This is a genomic window from Flagellimonas algicida (assembly GCF_049629585.1).
In the GTDB taxonomy this organism is placed as follows: Bacteria; Bacteroidota; Bacteroidia; order Flavobacteriales; family Flavobacteriaceae; genus Flagellimonas.
On the sequence record NZ_JBMYIX010000001.1, the window covers coordinates 1,309,732 to 1,324,872 of the forward strand.

Below are 15,141 nucleotides of genomic sequence, written 5' to 3' on the forward strand. Positions count from 1 at the left end.
CGGACATCGGACATCAGACATCAGACATCAGAAACTTAAAATTTATTGTCCCCGTCCAGCAAATCGCCAATACCGCCCAGAAGACTACCTTCCCCTTTGTCCTTTCCGCCTCCTTTGGGAGCAGCGGCCCATACCCTACTGGCCAATCGGCTAAACGGCAATGATTGTACATACACGGTACCGGGTCCCCGCAAAGTGGCAAAGAACAATCCTTCGCCGCCAAAAACAGTATTCTTGATTCCGCCCACAAACTCAATATTATAATCCACAGTTTGTGAAAAACCCACAATACATCCGGTATCCACTTTCAGGACCTCGCCCGGACCCAAGACCTTTTTGGCCATGGTACCCCCGGCATGCACAAAGGCCATTCCGTCACCTTCCAGTTTTTGCATGATAAAACCCTCGCCTCCAAAAAATCCGCGGCCCAAGCGCTTGGAAAACTCTATTCCTACCGAAACTCCTTTGGCGGCGCATAGAAATGCATCTTTCTGGCAAATGAACTTACCCCCTTTTTCCGAAAGGTCTATGGGAATGATCTTACCTGGATAGGGCGAAGCAAAGCTTACCAGCTTTTTGCCCTGGCCTATATTAAGGAAGGCGGTCATAAAAAGACTCTCGCCCGTGAGCAAACGCTTGCCTGCGGAGAACAGTTTCCCCAAAACCCCAGAATCTTGGTTGGAGCCATCACCAAAAATGGTGTCCATTTGAATATCGGAATCCATCATCATAAAACTGCCGGCCTCGGCCACAACGGCCTCTTGGGGATCCAGTTCAATCTCCACATATTGCATTTCTTCCCCGTAAATGTGATAGTCTATTTCGTGATTTGTTCCCATTTAGGTTTAACTTTATTGTATTAAATATACTGTTATCTTTACAACCTATTAGTAGGTGTCTTTAGAATATTGTTACACTTAAAAGGCAAAAATCAATACCTTTTAAGGAATCCTTCCCATTGAACATGATACCAGACCTTCCATTTCAAGAGGCAAGGTAATATTTGCCATCATCCTAATGCAACATATCCAATGGGCCTTATCATTGACTTTGGTGGGTTTTCTCGATCAAGGTTCCCATAAGAAAATGGAATTCATCCAACTTCATGAATTTTGACACAATTGGGATTGGTTCCTCCAAGTACTTCAAGTGTATATTTATACACAAAACGGAATCAGATGTATCGATGCCAAAGTCTTTTATATCACTATAATTGATTTCAATCCCGAAAAGAGAAAAATTATGCTCTCTAAAAATAATCTTGTCATCTTTCAACCGGTAAAACTGCGAAAACGAATATATCAGGTACACGGACCACCCAATAATACCCAGAACTGCAATTAGGCATACCTGATTAATCCATGCTTCTTTTATGGTCAACACTCCCAATCTATAGATGACAAAAGCACCATATAATTGACCTATTCCTAAAAATAGCAAGGCATATAATGGCTTAATTTTTATTATTTTCAACGGTTCTGCCATAATCATTCACTATCTTCCTACTCCTTTTTAAAGAATTCCATGGTTAGCCTTTTTGTTTTGTTACTCGTTTTCATTTGGGGATATAAGTTGACAAAAATTCTACTTAATTCAAAAGATTTGATAAGATTCGCGGAAGAATTTGACAAGCTCTCCAAGAAATACAAATTTTCAGATGCACAGAAATCAGAGCATTATAGGAAAGAGGCTAAACACTACAGGTCGTTCAATAAAAAAACAACTAGGTCCAGCTTAATTTGGTTTTTATTTGAAGTAGGGAGCATCGTGTTGATTTATTTAGTTTTTGTGAAAAAATATTTTTCATCCAATCTATTCTAGTTCTACTGCTCAAACCTATTGTCAAAAAACAATTTTTCTATTTGGTACAGGGAATTTTTTAGCTTTTGACCTTCACCGTCCACTCAAAGTGAAAGGTGGATACTTCCACTCCATCGACATTTACACCCACGGACTTCATCCAACAGGTTTGCCCCTCTCCAGTGGCTATGGTTTTTTGGATGGCATCGGCAATCAAATGGCCCTCCTCGCAGGTAAAAGTGATGCGTCCTGTGGCCTTTTTGGTGAAGGTAGCCTTGTTATTGGCCACGAGCATGGAGATTTTCTTGCCACTTTTTTGGATTTCGTTCATGACCAAGGCCCCGGTACTCAGTTCTGCGGCCATACCCTGCACGGCCCAAAACATGGATTTAAACGGGTTTTGGTTGATCCACCGATGCTTTACAGAGGTCATTGCCTTCTGCCCATCTATATACGTTAAACGAATTCCCGTCCACCATGCAGAGGGGAGCTTAAAGAAGGTAAAGGTATTGATTTTACTGGGTGTCAGTGCCATATCATTAATTTAGGAAGTCTAAAAATAATCAAATTTGAATTGACTTTACTTTGTTAAAAAAATGTTAATTTATAGTACTTTGTTTTGCATAGTACTGTCTTTTGGATATATATTTGCATCGTAAGCTAATAGGTGATGCTTGTCATCAACCTGAACTTGATTCAGGTTCTCATCAAAATAGAGGCCAGCTTTCATAAAGATTCTGAACAAAATTCAGAATGATAATTTGTAAATCATCAATCAAAAAATGGCTACAACATTAACCAAACACGAACGAAATCTATCCGCGATCATACACGCGTCCACCTTTTCAAAGTATTTTATTCCCTTTGGGAATTTCATACTTCCCTTGATTTTGTGGACCGCCAATAAGAAAGAGCATCAATTTGTGGATTACAATGGCAAGCAGGCGCTCAATTTTCAAATGAGCATGCTCCTCTACTCCATTGTGGCCGGCTTGATCAGCATTCCCTTTTTTATCGGTGCCTTGCCGGATCTGTTCGATTGGAACTTCTTGGGGATCCATAGATTAAGCGACCTCAATACCCTAAACATCCATATAGACAGTGACAACTTTAGGCTTGGACGGTTGTTTTGGCCAGCGGGGATCAGTGGATTAATCCAAGTAGGATTGGCTTTGATCAACATTGTATATTCCATCCTGGCCACCATCAGAACCAACGAAGGGGAATATTTTAAGTATCCCTTCACTATAAAATTCATCAAGTAATGCAAAAGGCAAGATACATATTGGGAATGGGCATCATGGTCCTATCGCTTAGCCTTCAAGGGCAAGTCGCCAAGGACACTGAGCTGTACAAGACCTTGAAATCCAAGGACAGTATTTTGTTCGATGCCGCGTTCAATCAATGTGATGTGCCCACCTTGGAATCCTTGTTCACCGAAGATTTTGAGTTCTACCATGACAGGGGTGGTTTTACCGATGGCAGGGAGGCATTCTTGAAATCTGTTCGGGAGAATTGTGCGAGGCGAAATCCATCCGAGCCCCAAAACTCGAAACGAATCTTGGTGGACGGAAGTTTGGAAGTATATCCCCTCTACAAGGACGGGGAACTTTATGGGGCTATTCAGCATGGGGTACATACCTTTGAGTTTTTAAACGACAGAAAAGAATATCAAAAAGGGGATATCGCCAAGTTCACCCACGTTTGGTTGTTGAAAGACGGACAATGGAAGGTGAAAAGGGAATTGAGCTATGACCATCATGCCCAAACAGCATCCAAAGAGGCAATCGTCCTTTCGGATAGTACCTTGAGCAGCTATGTGGGGGATTATGAATCGCCCCAAGCGGGGAAGGTGACCATAACCAAGGATTCCGATCACTTGCTATTGCAATCAAACGGATTTGAAGCGAATCTGTATCCAGAGGCCGAAAACACTTTTTTCTTGAAGGAACGGGGTACCAAGTTCAAATTCATTAAAGACAATGGCCATGAGGTTTCAAAAATGATCATCTTGGAAAACGATACCGTTGTGGACGAAGCGAAAAAGATCTAAATAAAAAAGGGAGTTTAATCATCAATCAAAAAACGAACAATTCATCAATCAATCATCAATCAAAAACCGTTTCCACTCCCCTGCTCATCACAGGGGACTGGAGTGGAAACAAAAGCGAACAGTTAATTTAATAGAACCATGAAGTTATGAACATAGAAAACACAAAAGCACAGATGCGCAAGGGGGTTCTGGAATACTGTATCCTGTCCATCCTAAGGGATGATGACAAGTATGCATCGGAAATTCTGGAGGCCTTGAAAGACGCCAAGATGCTAGTAGTGGAAGGGACCATTTACCCTTTGTTGACGAGGTTGAAAAATGCGGGGCTGCTCAACTATCGTTGGGAAGAATCCACATCAGGACCTCCACGGAAATATTACGCCCTCACCGAAACGGGCCGTTTGTTCCTCAAAGAACTCAACGGTACTTGGGATGAACTAAGAAACGCAGTGAATTTGGTAACCAACACTAAATAACAATCTAAAATGAACAAGACAGTAAATATAAATTTGGCCAATACGCTCTTCCATATAGACGATGACGCGTATAACAAGCTAAGACGCTATCTCGAGTCCATAAAACGTTCGTTTGCAGGGACTCCCGGAAGCGATGAGATCATAGCCGACATTGAAGCACGCATCGCCGAGCTCTTTCTCGAGAAAATGGAGAACGAACGACAGGTCATCACCCAAAAACAAGTGGATGAGGTGATCAACGTCATGGGACAGCCCGAAGACTATATGGTGGACGAGGATATTTTTGAGGACGAACCCAAAAAGGCCTACGAACGCACCACCACTACCCGTTCCAAGAAATTGTACCGGGACATCGACCAGAAATACATCGGTGGGGTCTGCTCCGGTCTGGAGCACTACTTGGGGTTTGATGCCCTATGGATCCGTTTGATCTTTATCCTTTTGGCGGTATTCACCGGTTTTGGGTTGATTGCCTATATCCTACTCTGGATTTTGGTACCCGAAGCTGCCACAACCTCGCAAAAATTGGACATGCGGGGAGAGCCTATCAACATCAGCAATATAGAACGCAAGGTTAAAGAGGGGTTTGGTGATGTTGCCGACAAGGTAAAAAATGTTGACTACGAGAAAGTGGGCAACAAGGTCAAAAGCGGCTCCAAGACCTTTTTCGACACCTTAGGGGATATCATCATGTTCCTGTTCAAAGTCTTTGGCAAGTTCATTGGTATAATGTTGATCATCATAGGTGCATCCGCCTTGATTGCATTGTTTGTGGCCCTCTTCACGGTGGGCATGTTCAACGCGGTGAACTTTCCCGGAGTGGATTTCTACGAAATCGTGAATACCACCGGAGCCCCGGTTTGGGCGGTTTCCCTACTATTGTTCTTTGCCTTAGGCATTCCATTCTTCTTTATCCTTTATTTGGGATTGAAGATTTTGGTGAATAACCTAAAATCCATCGGGAACATTGCCAAATTCTCCCTTTTGGGACTGTGGTTACTTTCCATAGGCGCCCTATTTGCCTTGGGAGTTCGCCAAGCCGCTGAATTTGCCAATGTAGGCAGTGTACACGAGGACTATGAAGTGGTGATGGAAAATCCCGCGGACACCCTGTTCATCAGCATGAAGGACACAGGTTACCCATATGGAATGCAGGATGTTCACTTTGGACGCATGACCTTTACCTATGATAAGGACGACAATAGAATCCTGATTTCGGACGAAGTCGATATCAGAATCCGCCAATCTGATGATGAACAAGTGAAGATCAACGTGCGTAAGGATTCCCAAGGAAGCTCGGTACGCGCAGCCCGGGAACGGGCCAAGAACATCAATTTTAACTATGAAGTCATCGGAAACCAAATTTTTCTGGACGAACATTTGACCACCGATGTTTCCAACAAGGCCAGAAACCAAGAGGTTACGGTAACCATTTATGTGCCCGAAGGAAAGACCCTGATTCTCAAAGAATCCACCCATGGTCATATTGGACGTGGCATAGAAAACGACAAGGATTATTACAGAAGTAGTATTGTGGGATATACCTGGGTCATGGGTAGCGATGGGGAACTCAAGTGCCAAGATTGTCCCGAAGAGGATGAGGAAAACCCCGACGAGAATGAAGAGGGAGGAAAAATCATCATTGATGAAAATGGGGTGAACATTGACATCAAGGACCATAACGATTCTTTTGAAATGAAAATCGGCGAAGGCGGAATTAAGGTTAAGACGGGAGATAAGGACAACAATTGAACCATCATTTTCTACAGTTGGGTAAGCTTTACTGTATAAAAAAGAAAACAAATACGAGTTTTACACTGAAATAATCAAGTAACAATCATCAATCAAATCACAAACAGTCCTTGACAAACGTTCAGGGCAAAAAACAACAACCATGACAACACTAGCAAGATTAGCAATCGCAGTACTTTTTTCCTTATTCGCCTCTTCCTGTATGATGGACATCAATTTTGGAAGCGGTAAAAAAGGAAATGGCCAAGTGGTGGAAGAAACCCGAAATGTCTCTGAAGATTTCACCATGATCTCCGCATCGGAGGGGCTGGATGTATACATTACCCAAGACCGGGATTTTAAAATCTCTGTGGAAGCGGATGAGAACATTATAGACTTGATCGCCACCGATGTCAGGGATGGAAGACTTAAAATCCATACTACAGAGAACATAGGCAGGGCCACTAAAAAAATCTATGTATCCCTTCCTGAGATCACCGCTTTGGAAAGCTCAAGTGGGGCAGATCTTATTGTTCAAAATGTCATTGAGGTCCAAAAGATTGAACTGGATGCCAGCAGCGGGTCCGACCTACAGGTTGAGCTTGTGGCCGATGAAATCTCGGCAGAGGCCAGTAGTGGTGCCGATATCAAGATTTCCGGAAAGGCGAATATGCTCTATGCCGACGCCAGTAGTGGGTCTGACATCAAAGCAAGGGAATTGACCACTATAAAATGTAATGCCGATGCCAGTAGCGGTGCCGATATTTCCGTGAACGTAACCGAATCATTGATTGCAGACGCCAGCAGCGGAGCGGATATCTCGTATACCGGTGAGGCCAGTGTGCAAAAGAAAAAATCCGTTTCTGGGAGCATTCATAAATACTGAACAAACCAAACCTTCCAAAATCTTGAAAACCCGCTGAAATTTCAGCGGGTTTTTGCTTTTTCAACAACTGATGTGGTTATCTTAGCAAGTCCAAAAATCATTGTACAAATGCGCATAGAAATCAAAAAATACGTGTTGCAACTGCAACATCCCTTTGGCATCTCAAGAGAAACCCATGTAACCCAAGACACCATGATCGTGTGTCTTTCGCTCAACGGAGAAACCGGCTATGGGGAAGCTACCTCCAATCCGTATTACAACATCACGGTGGAAAGCATGAAGGCCGAAATAGAAGGGGTACAACAGGAAATAGAGGCCTACGATTTTGATACGCCTGAAAAGTTCCATGCGTTCTTAAAAGGTTTAGGGCTCCAAAACTTCACCCTTTGCGCCATGGATTTGGCCGCCAATGATCTGTATGGGAAACTTCAGGGGAAACCTCTATATGAAATCTGGGGCACCAATACCTCCAAATACCCTATAACCAATTACACGATTGGTATCGATACCATTCCCAAAATGGTTGAAAAGCTACAGGAAAAACCATGGCCAGTCTACAAAATAAAACTGGGCACATCGGATGACGTGGCCATTGTACGCGAATTGCGTAAACACACGGATAGCGTATTCCGCATAGATGCCAATTGCGCATGGACCGCCGAAGAAACCCTTAGAAACGCTCCTCTTTTAAAAGAGTTGGGGGTTGAATTTTTGGAACAGCCCTTAAAGGCGGATGATTGGGAAGGTATGGAAAAAGTAAAAAAGGAATGTGTGCTCCCGGTCATTGCCGATGAAAGCTGTATCGTGGAAAGCGATGTTGAGAATTGTGGCGGCTACTTTGATGGTATCAATATAAAATTGACCAAATGTGGTGGCCTTACCCCTGCCCTTAGGATGATCCAAAAAGCCAAGGAACTGGGATTAAAAGTAATGGTAGGTTGTATGACCGAGTCCACCGTGGGCATATCGGCCATTGCCCAGCTACTGCCCCAACTGGATTATGTGGATATGGATGGGCCGTTGTTGTTAAAAACCGACATTGCAAAAGGCGTACAGATTCTGGATGATGGTAAACTCATTTTCCCTGAGCTTCCGGGCAGTGGAATACAATTGCTGTAATGGCCCATTTGCTGCAACACATACCTGACCGGACCATAATGGTGGACGGTAAGGAGTATCTCTATTTTGGGGGCACTGCTTATCTGGGACTGCAGTCCCATGCTCCTTTCATGGAAATATTCTTAAAGAATGTGCAGCAATACGGACTCCATTATGGGGCGTCCCGAAAGTCCAATGTAGCCTTGGAAGTATATCCCCAAGCCGAAGATTGGTTGAGCCAATGGGTAGGCAGCGAGGCCTGTGTGACCCTGTCATCAGGATATTTGGCCGCCCAATTGGTGGTCCAGACCCTTTTACAAAAAGGGCATTCCCTTTTTGCCGCTCCCAATACACATACAGCCCTCCTTGTCCATGGTGTAGTCCAAACCCAAAGTTTTGAGGAGCTACACCAGCACATCATCCTAACCTTGGAAGAAAATCCCAAGGGCAAACCTCCCGTGGTGCTTTTTGACACTTTGGATTTTTCAGGCGGACAGTTTCCCAATTTTGAGGCCTTACGGGAACTTCCTTTGGAGAAAATCATTTTAGTGGGCGATGATTCCCATGGTATTGGTATTGTGGGAGAACAGGGTAAGGGTTGCTATACAATGCTGAAAAATCTAAATCCGGCACAGCTTATGGTCTGCTGTTCCTTGGGAAAAGGTCTCGGCATACAGGCAGGGGCCGTATTGGGAACCGCTGACAGCATACAAATGCTCCGAAACACGGCTTTTTATGGAGGTGCGAGTCCGGCTCCCCCCGCTTTTATGGGTACCCTTTTGGATGCAGGTCCTATTTACAGGGAAAGAAGGACCGCTGTCATGGAACATCTGGAACTTTTTAAAAAATCCTTGCATTCTTTGGAAACCTTCACCCATATTGAAGGACATCCCTCCTTTGAGTTTTCCAATCCAGAATTGGCCAAGTCACTGGAAAAGAATGGTTTTGTCTTTACCAATTTCAACTATCCGGATAAAAATGGGCCCATAGTCAGTAGAATTGTATTGAGCGCCTACCATCTAAAAGAGGACATCCTACAATTGACCAATGGTCTAAACCGTCTAATGCGTTAAGTCCATCTCACTCTAATTGGTTATTTTGCATGGATTAACCAACCAAAACATTTAAAAATACATTCATGAAGTATCCAAGCTTTCGCGAAAAAGGATTATCACTCCTACTGACACTATTCATTCTCTTTACGTCATGCAAAACAGATACGACTACGGAAAATGACAAGGTCGATGCCCTTATTTCAACCACCAAGGAAACCTTTGCTCCGGACAAACGCGTAGCCATCTTTGACCTAGAGGTCGAGAAAAACCCAGAAGGTTATCTTATTAAAGGTGTGACCAATCTCCCTGATGCGCTACAATCTTTCCGAGAAGAGCTTGAAAGTCAAAAAATCAGCTATACCGACAGTATTGAAGTGCTCCCGTCGGCAACCTTGGAAGGTAAAATTCAAGGTGTGGTAACAGTTTCAGTTGCCAATTTAAGGGGAAATCCCTCCCATTCCGCCGAAATGGTGACCCAAGCAACCTTGGGCACCCCATTAAAAGTGTATCAGAAAGAACGAAACTGGTACCGCGTACAAACCCCTGATCATTATTTGGGATGGGTAGATAGCGGTGGATTGGAATTGATGGACAAATCTGTTTTTGGGGAATGGCAAGCTTCCGATAAGTTGATCTATACCCAAACCTATGGAAATGCCTTTGCCGAGGCAGATGCTGCTTCCCAAGTGGTATCTGATTTAGTCTTTGGCAATATTTTGCAACTGGTCTCTGAACAGGCTGGTTTTTATGAAGTGAACTATCCTGATGGGAGAAAAGGCTTTATTTCCAAATCGGAAGCAGCTCCTTACGCAACGTGGACCTCCTCATTGCCCCTGACCAAGGAGGCCTTGGTGGCCACCTCCAAGAAAATGCTGGGTGTACCGTACCTGTGGGGAGGAACCTCTGCCAAAGGGGTGGATTGCAGCGGTTTTACCAAAACTGTATATTTCATGAACGGGATGATCATACCCCGTGATGCCTCCCAACAAATTCACGAAGGAATTTTAATCGATGATTCAAAGGATTTTGACAAATTGGTTCCCGGTGACCTGCTTTTCTTTGGAAGAAAGGCAACCGATACAAGCCCAGAAAGGGTGATCCATGTGGGCATGTGGATTGGAAACAATGAATTTATCCATTCGGCTGGGGATGTACACATCAGCAGCATGGATAAGGACTCGGAAAATTTTGATGAGTACAATTACAATCGCTATCTCCGTAGCAAACGCATTCTAAACGAAACGGACGAGGGACTTTTGTACTTAACGGAAAAGAACATCTTCTAGGCTAAAAATATTCAACAGCAAAAAGGCCATCCCGATTGGGATGGCCTTTTTTATTATACTCTAGGTCTATTATTATCTATTCGTCCCACCAAACAGGAGCAACGGGGTCTTTTTGATTGGCCAGTACGTTGGCTTCGTTCCTGTTCAACTCACTGGTAGGGTAATTTGCCCTTCTAAACCATTGGCCAGGAAACTCCGTATCCGCACTTTCTTCTTCACTTCTGATTTCCAATCCGGTGAAAACATCATTTGAGAAGTCATATCTCCTGTAATCCACAAAGGTTTCTGGGTTCAAGAAATTATGGATGTACTTTTCTTTCATGATATGGCTCAACATCAGGGCGCCTTCACCCACAGCAATAGCTCCATCTGCCATATAATCCGCTCCATCTGCTCCATACATTTCCATACTGGCGGCAATTCCGTCCATATATGCGGTGTATGCCGTTGCATTGGAGCCCACACTAGTGGTAGTGCCCCCATTCGCCAAGAAAGCGGCTTCCGCCTTAATGAACAATACTTCGGCATAACTGATGAGAATCAGGGGGGAATCTACGCTGGTGTAAAACCCATCCGTTCTAAAGCCTGTGTTGGCATCAGTACCATCTGGCGCCACACCGCCACCGCCACTTACGTAGCCTTTGTACTCCGCTTCATCATTGTTTTCGGCAAACAAGGGAAGCCTTGGGTCTATTTCCACGGTTCCCCCTAGAAAAGGAAAGTACTCACCGTTCATGGAACTTACCAATTGGCTTGCGATATCCTTGCTCAGGTTCCCTGTATTTCGGGCCAAAACTTCCTCGGAATACCAAGGGTTGATGTTTCTATCGTCATAATACATGGCGAAGTTGTCCTCGTTCGAGGTAAACCCATTATCTACAGTGGCCAGAACATCATTTGGTGAAACAACCCCTTTGTTGACCAAATGCAGTTGATAACGTGCTTTCAATGAATACGCGGCCCTTAGCCATTTGTCCGTATCCCCTCCATAAATCAAATCGGAGGAACCTAAATTGAATACGGAAGTATCCGCGGCCTCCAATTTGGCAATCGCAGCATCCAACAGACTAAAAATCTCGGTGTAAATTTCCTCTTGTGTATCAAACGTTGGGAAATTGTTCGCGGGGCCATCGCCTGCTTCAGAATACGGGATATTGTCCCACGTATCCGTAGCGATACCAATGTTGGCCGCTATGAGAATGTCTGAAATGGCCTCAATATGGGTAGCTCCATTTTCTACGGCTTTTGCCTTTATCACTTCCAGATTGGGCAAAATGTAGAGATAGACCTGACTCCAAAGCCCTGAAGCGGAGGTCTGCCCGGCTGCGCCTCCCCCCGTATTCACAAAATATTGTACGTAATTGCCAAAGGAAAGTTCGGCAGATCGTTGCCCTTCCATGGTGCTATGTATCACAGGAGCCATAAGGTCCTGCATACGCAGCGCTTCCTCAGTGGCGGTATTGGAAGGGGTGTTCACATCGAAATAATCCTCACTGCAGCCCACAATAAACACTAGGGAGCACAGTAGAAAAACCTTATCTATACTTATTCTTACTCTTTTCATAGTCATTTTTTAAAATGCAATATTTAAACCAAACGAATAGCTTTCACTCAATGGAATGTTCAATCCGGTGAAACCATATACATTGCTACCGGCACTGTACTGGTTTCCTTCTGGATCATACCCATCAAAAGGAGTCCAGAGCAAAACGTTATTGACACTGGCGGAAACACTAACCTTTTCCAAGTTCAAATCCTTGATGATCTTACTTTGGATATCATAGGACAATGATACACTTCTGAGTTTCACCCATGAGGCATCCTGAACCAAAACTTCCGAAGCACGGTTGTACGCGTTGGAGTTCCTGTAGTAATTGGCATCTATCAAAGTCTCTGTTGTATTGGGAACAAATCCTCCATTTCCGTCATCCATGACACCATCCAGCACCACATTGACATCACGCTGAAGGGTACTCTCCAATATTCCGTTTCTGATGGAATTTCTTTGGCCTGCATCGTACAAATCCCCTCCTTTCTTGTATTCCAACAAGAAATTGAAGCCAATACCTTTCCATTTGAGGTTACTTCCAATGGAAGAGATGAAATCAGGGAAAGCATTCCCTACTATTACCCTTTCGTCTGTATTGATTACTGGTAAACCATTGGCATCTATGTAACGTTCCCCGTTTTCATAGACCCATTTGTATCCGTATAGATTCCCCATTTTATCACCTTCCCTTACTTCCGAGGTAACCCCGGCAAATCCAGAGTCGGCAAAAATGATGGATTCAACATCGTCAGGAATTTCAAGGACCTCCCCTTCACTGGTAGACCAGTTCAGGATAAGTTCCCATCTAAGGTTTTGGTTCCGGATGACATCAGCGCTCAAGAGAAACTCATGTCCAAAGACTTTGTAATCCCCTGCATTTCGGAAAATTTGGGAATATCCAGAGGAGTTGGCCACACCTACACCAAATATTTGATCTTTGACACGGGAGTTGTAATAGGCATAATCCAACCGGATACGGTTGTCCATAAACCTAAGGTCCGCACCAAACTCAGTGGATTGGTTCTTTTCGGGTACAATTTCGAAACCTCTCTGGGTACTTCTTCTATATCCACCTACACCACCAAAGGGAAAGTCTCCATCCACTACATAGTACTGTCCTGCCTGCCCAAAACCTGGGCCTTTACCTACCTCTGCCCATGAAGCTCTCAGCTTACCAAAGGTAAATACACTGTTCTCACCGAATAGATCGGATATATCATAGGCCAAACTTGCCGATGGATAAAAGAACGATCTGTTTTCAGCAGGCAAGGTCGAGATCCAGTCATTTCTTCCGGTCAAAGACAGGAATAATTTGTCCTTGTATCCGAATTTGAGTTCACCAAAAACACCCATAACGCGTTCTTGCACCACACTTTTATTGATAAAAAAGTTGGTGGTATTGCCTATTTCGTTCAATCCGGGAATATTCAATCCCTCTCCCCTAGCTTCAAGATAGGATCGTTTTGAATCGGACAATTGATGTCCAACGGTCAAATCCGTTGTAAAATCATCTGACCACGACTTATTGAACGCTGCCAAAAAGTTGGATTCCAACCCAGTGAAGTTAATGTTCTGCTCCAAGATAAAACCGCCCACTTGCGAGCCTCCATCCAAATCGGGGCCCACATATCGGTTTCTGGCATCAGAGTAGTTGTCTATCTGGGCAGCATAGGTAAAGGTGACCCAATCTTTTGGGGACCAAGTCATGGTAGTGTTCCCAATCCATCGGTTTACGTCATCCTCCAGATTACTGGTTTCCATGAGATACCTTGGGTTGTCTATAATACCAAAGGAATAATCACGCTCACTTCCATCAGGGTTCTTATAATCATTTATAGGAAAGGTCCCTGAAAAGTAGGAAAGGGCACTCATCACGGACTTATCTCCTCCATTGGCCCTCTTTCCTCCTGAATTGGAGAACGCTACCGAACCATCAATGGTGAAGTTATCCGTTACCTTATAACCCGCCTTTAACCTAAAATTGGTCTTTTTATAATCCGTATTGGGCAAAACACCTTGCTCGCTGTTGTTTCCCACGGAGAAATAATAGTTCAACCGCTCACTGGCACCACTAAGGTTCATGTTGAGCTGGGAGTTGAACCCAGTTCTAAAAATATCATACGGACTGTAGAAACGGTCATTGGACAAGTCAACAATCTCTCCTCCACCCAAATCGTAGGAATCCAGAGCATACTCGGGACCCCATGAGTAGAAAGAGGTTGCATTTTGAACCCGGTTGAAACCAGTTTCGGAGTTGGGGTCGTACAAGGTTCTTGGAGCTCCCGAAAACCCTTCCCTGTATTTGGTCTGAAGGGGTGGAGTGGTCCTTACCGTCCTAAAAGTAGTGGAAGCGGTCAGATTAACCTTAGCCTTGCCCTGCTTTCCTTTTTTGGTGGTAATGATAATCGCACCATTGGAGGCCCGCACCCCATAAAGTGCCGTTGCCGCCGCACCCTTTAACACGTTAAAACTTTCGATATCCTCTGGGTTAAGGTCACCTGCCCTGTTCGAAAAAGCAAACTGCTCCGAACTGTTTGGCGAATTGGAACCTGCACTGGGCCTTACTTCACCCGCAAAGGTATCGTTGTTAAGGGCCAGACCGTCCACAATGATCAAAGGTTGGTTGCCCCGGGAAGGGTCAATGGAGGTTACCCCACGGATCAAGATGTCCACCCCACCACCGGAAGTTCCCGATGTACGATTGATCTGCACACCTGCAATACGCCCTTGCAAGGTTTCGATCGGGTTGGCTTGGCCAACAAGGTTAACATCTTCCGCACTTACCTTGGTAACCGAATACCCAAGGGATTTTTGCTTCTGTTCAACACCAAAAGCGGTTACCACCACTTCATCCAGTTGTGTTGAATCTTCTTCCATGACCACATTAAGCCTAGTCTGTGACCCAACGGTCACGTCTTGCGTCTGCATTCCCAAATACGAAAATTGCAGTACCTGTCCGCTTGAAGCGGTGATGGAGTAATTCCCATCAAAATCTGTTGTCGTGCCGTTTGTTGTTCCTTGAACAACAATGGTGACACCCGGTAGAGGTTGGCCTGATGAATCAGTTACCGTTCCTGTGATGGTCTGTCCATAGGCGGTAATCCCCATAAACAGCCCCATCAAAATGAAATAAACGTTCTTCATTCTTTAGTTTTTGTTATTTAATGATGAATATTGACAAAAAAATTTAATAATCAAACAATAACT

12 protein-coding genes are annotated in these 15,141 nt (G+C 44.2%); 8 read left to right on the forward strand and 4 right to left on the reverse strand.

Features of this window, described 5'->3' with window-relative positions; genetic code table 11:
• Positions 1-35: 35 nt before the first annotated feature.
• Positions 36-839 (reverse strand): TIGR00266 family protein, encoded by an 804-nt coding sequence (locus tag ACPD8L_RS05875; RefSeq protein WP_293301341.1) that lies wholly within the window; start codon positions 837-839, stop codon positions 36-38.
• A 1,040-nt stretch (positions 840-1,879) separates the two neighbouring features.
• A complete protein-coding gene (locus ACPD8L_RS05880) occupies positions 1,880-2,335 on the reverse strand; it encodes a DUF4442 domain-containing protein (RefSeq protein WP_423942482.1) in 456 nt (151 codons plus the stop codon).
• 247 nt (positions 2,336-2,582) lie between these two features.
• Here ACPD8L_RS05880 and ACPD8L_RS05885 point away from each other — a divergent pair, with 247 nt between their 5' ends.
• The 8 genes from ACPD8L_RS05885 (at position 2,583) to ACPD8L_RS05920 (ending at position 10,385) form a co-directional block, all read left to right on the forward strand.
• A complete protein-coding gene (locus tag ACPD8L_RS05885) occupies positions 2,583-3,065 on the forward strand; it encodes a DUF4870 domain-containing protein (protein WP_423942484.1) in 483 nt (160 codons plus the stop codon).
• Entirely contained in the window at positions 3,065-3,853 is a 789-nt protein-coding gene (locus tag ACPD8L_RS05890) for a nuclear transport factor 2 family protein (protein WP_423942486.1), read from the forward strand. Before ACPD8L_RS05885 ends, ACPD8L_RS05890 begins: the two co-directional genes overlap by 1 nt.
• A 146-nt stretch (positions 3,854-3,999) precedes the next feature.
• A complete protein-coding gene (locus tag ACPD8L_RS05895; protein WP_116218069.1) occupies positions 4,000-4,329 on the forward strand; it encodes a PadR family transcriptional regulator in 330 nt (109 codons plus the stop codon).
• Between the two features lie 9 nt (positions 4,330-4,338).
• Positions 4,339-6,081 (forward strand): PspC domain-containing protein, encoded by a 1,743-nt coding sequence (locus ACPD8L_RS05900; protein WP_423942487.1) that lies wholly within the window; start codon positions 4,339-4,341, stop codon positions 6,079-6,081.
• Between the two features lie 142 nt (positions 6,082-6,223).
• The gene (locus ACPD8L_RS05905) at positions 6,224-6,946 is read left to right on the forward strand and encodes a head GIN domain-containing protein (protein ID WP_293301354.1); all 723 of its coding nucleotides are present in this window, start codon (positions 6,224-6,226) and stop codon (positions 6,944-6,946) included.
• Between the two features lie 108 nt (positions 6,947-7,054).
• Positions 7,055-8,065 carry a dipeptide epimerase gene (locus ACPD8L_RS05910; protein ID WP_421809705.1) on the forward strand — a complete coding sequence of 337 codons (1,011 nt, stop codon included), beginning with the start codon at positions 7,055-7,057 and terminating at the stop codon, positions 8,063-8,065.
• Positions 8,065-9,117, forward strand: coding sequence for a pyridoxal phosphate-dependent aminotransferase family protein (locus ACPD8L_RS05915; protein WP_423942488.1), 1,053 nt, complete (start codon positions 8,065-8,067; stop codon positions 9,115-9,117). The genes ACPD8L_RS05910 and ACPD8L_RS05915 overlap by 1 nt, the downstream gene beginning before the upstream one ends.
• Positions 9,118-9,182: 65 nt before the next feature.
• Positions 9,183-10,385, forward strand: a complete 1,203-nt coding sequence (locus tag ACPD8L_RS05920; RefSeq protein ID WP_421809707.1) for a C40 family peptidase — start codon at positions 9,183-9,185, stop codon at positions 10,383-10,385.
• Positions 10,386-10,461: 76 nt separating this feature from the next.
• Here ACPD8L_RS05920 and ACPD8L_RS05925 read toward each other — a convergent pair whose 3' ends face one another.
• Both ACPD8L_RS05925 and ACPD8L_RS05930 read right to left on the reverse strand, forming a co-directional pair.
• Positions 10,462-11,949, reverse strand: coding sequence for a SusD/RagB family nutrient-binding outer membrane lipoprotein (locus ACPD8L_RS05925; RefSeq protein ID WP_423942490.1), 1,488 nt, complete (start codon positions 11,947-11,949; stop codon positions 10,462-10,464).
• Positions 11,950-11,958: 9 nt separating this feature from the next.
• Positions 11,959-15,078 (reverse strand): SusC/RagA family TonB-linked outer membrane protein, encoded by a 3,120-nt coding sequence (locus ACPD8L_RS05930; protein WP_421809709.1) that lies wholly within the window; start codon positions 15,076-15,078, stop codon positions 11,959-11,961.
• Positions 15,079-15,141: the final 63 nt, after the last annotated feature.

Excerpts from the sequence above, each read along its gene's own strand:
- ACPD8L_RS05875 (WP_293301341.1), bottom strand. The coding sequence starts at position 839 with ATGGGAACAAATCACGAAATAGACTATCACATTTACGGGGAAGAAATG.
- ACPD8L_RS05880 (WP_423942482.1), bottom strand. The coding sequence starts at position 2,335 with ATGGCACTGACACCCAGTAAAATCAATACCTTTACCTTCTTTAAGCTC.
- ACPD8L_RS05885 (WP_423942484.1), top strand. The coding sequence starts at position 2,583 with ATGGCTACAACATTAACCAAACACGAACGAAATCTATCCGCGATCATA.
- ACPD8L_RS05890 (WP_423942486.1), top strand. The coding sequence starts at position 3,065 with ATGCAAAAGGCAAGATACATATTGGGAATGGGCATCATGGTCCTATCG.
- ACPD8L_RS05895 (WP_116218069.1), top strand. The coding sequence starts at position 4,000 with ATGAACATAGAAAACACAAAAGCACAGATGCGCAAGGGGGTTCTGGAA.
- ACPD8L_RS05900 (WP_423942487.1), top strand. The coding sequence starts at position 4,339 with ATGAACAAGACAGTAAATATAAATTTGGCCAATACGCTCTTCCATATA.
- ACPD8L_RS05905 (WP_293301354.1), top strand. The coding sequence starts at position 6,224 with ATGACAACACTAGCAAGATTAGCAATCGCAGTACTTTTTTCCTTATTC.
- ACPD8L_RS05910 (WP_421809705.1), top strand. The coding sequence starts at position 7,055 with ATGCGCATAGAAATCAAAAAATACGTGTTGCAACTGCAACATCCCTTT.
- ACPD8L_RS05915 (WP_423942488.1), top strand. The coding sequence starts at position 8,065 with ATGGCCCATTTGCTGCAACACATACCTGACCGGACCATAATGGTGGAC.
- ACPD8L_RS05920 (WP_421809707.1), top strand. The coding sequence starts at position 9,183 with ATGAAGTATCCAAGCTTTCGCGAAAAAGGATTATCACTCCTACTGACA.
- ACPD8L_RS05925 (WP_423942490.1), bottom strand. The coding sequence starts at position 11,949 with ATGAAAAGAGTAAGAATAAGTATAGATAAGGTTTTTCTACTGTGCTCC.
- ACPD8L_RS05930 (WP_421809709.1), bottom strand. The coding sequence starts at position 15,078 with ATGAAGAACGTTTATTTCATTTTGATGGGGCTGTTTATGGGGATTACC.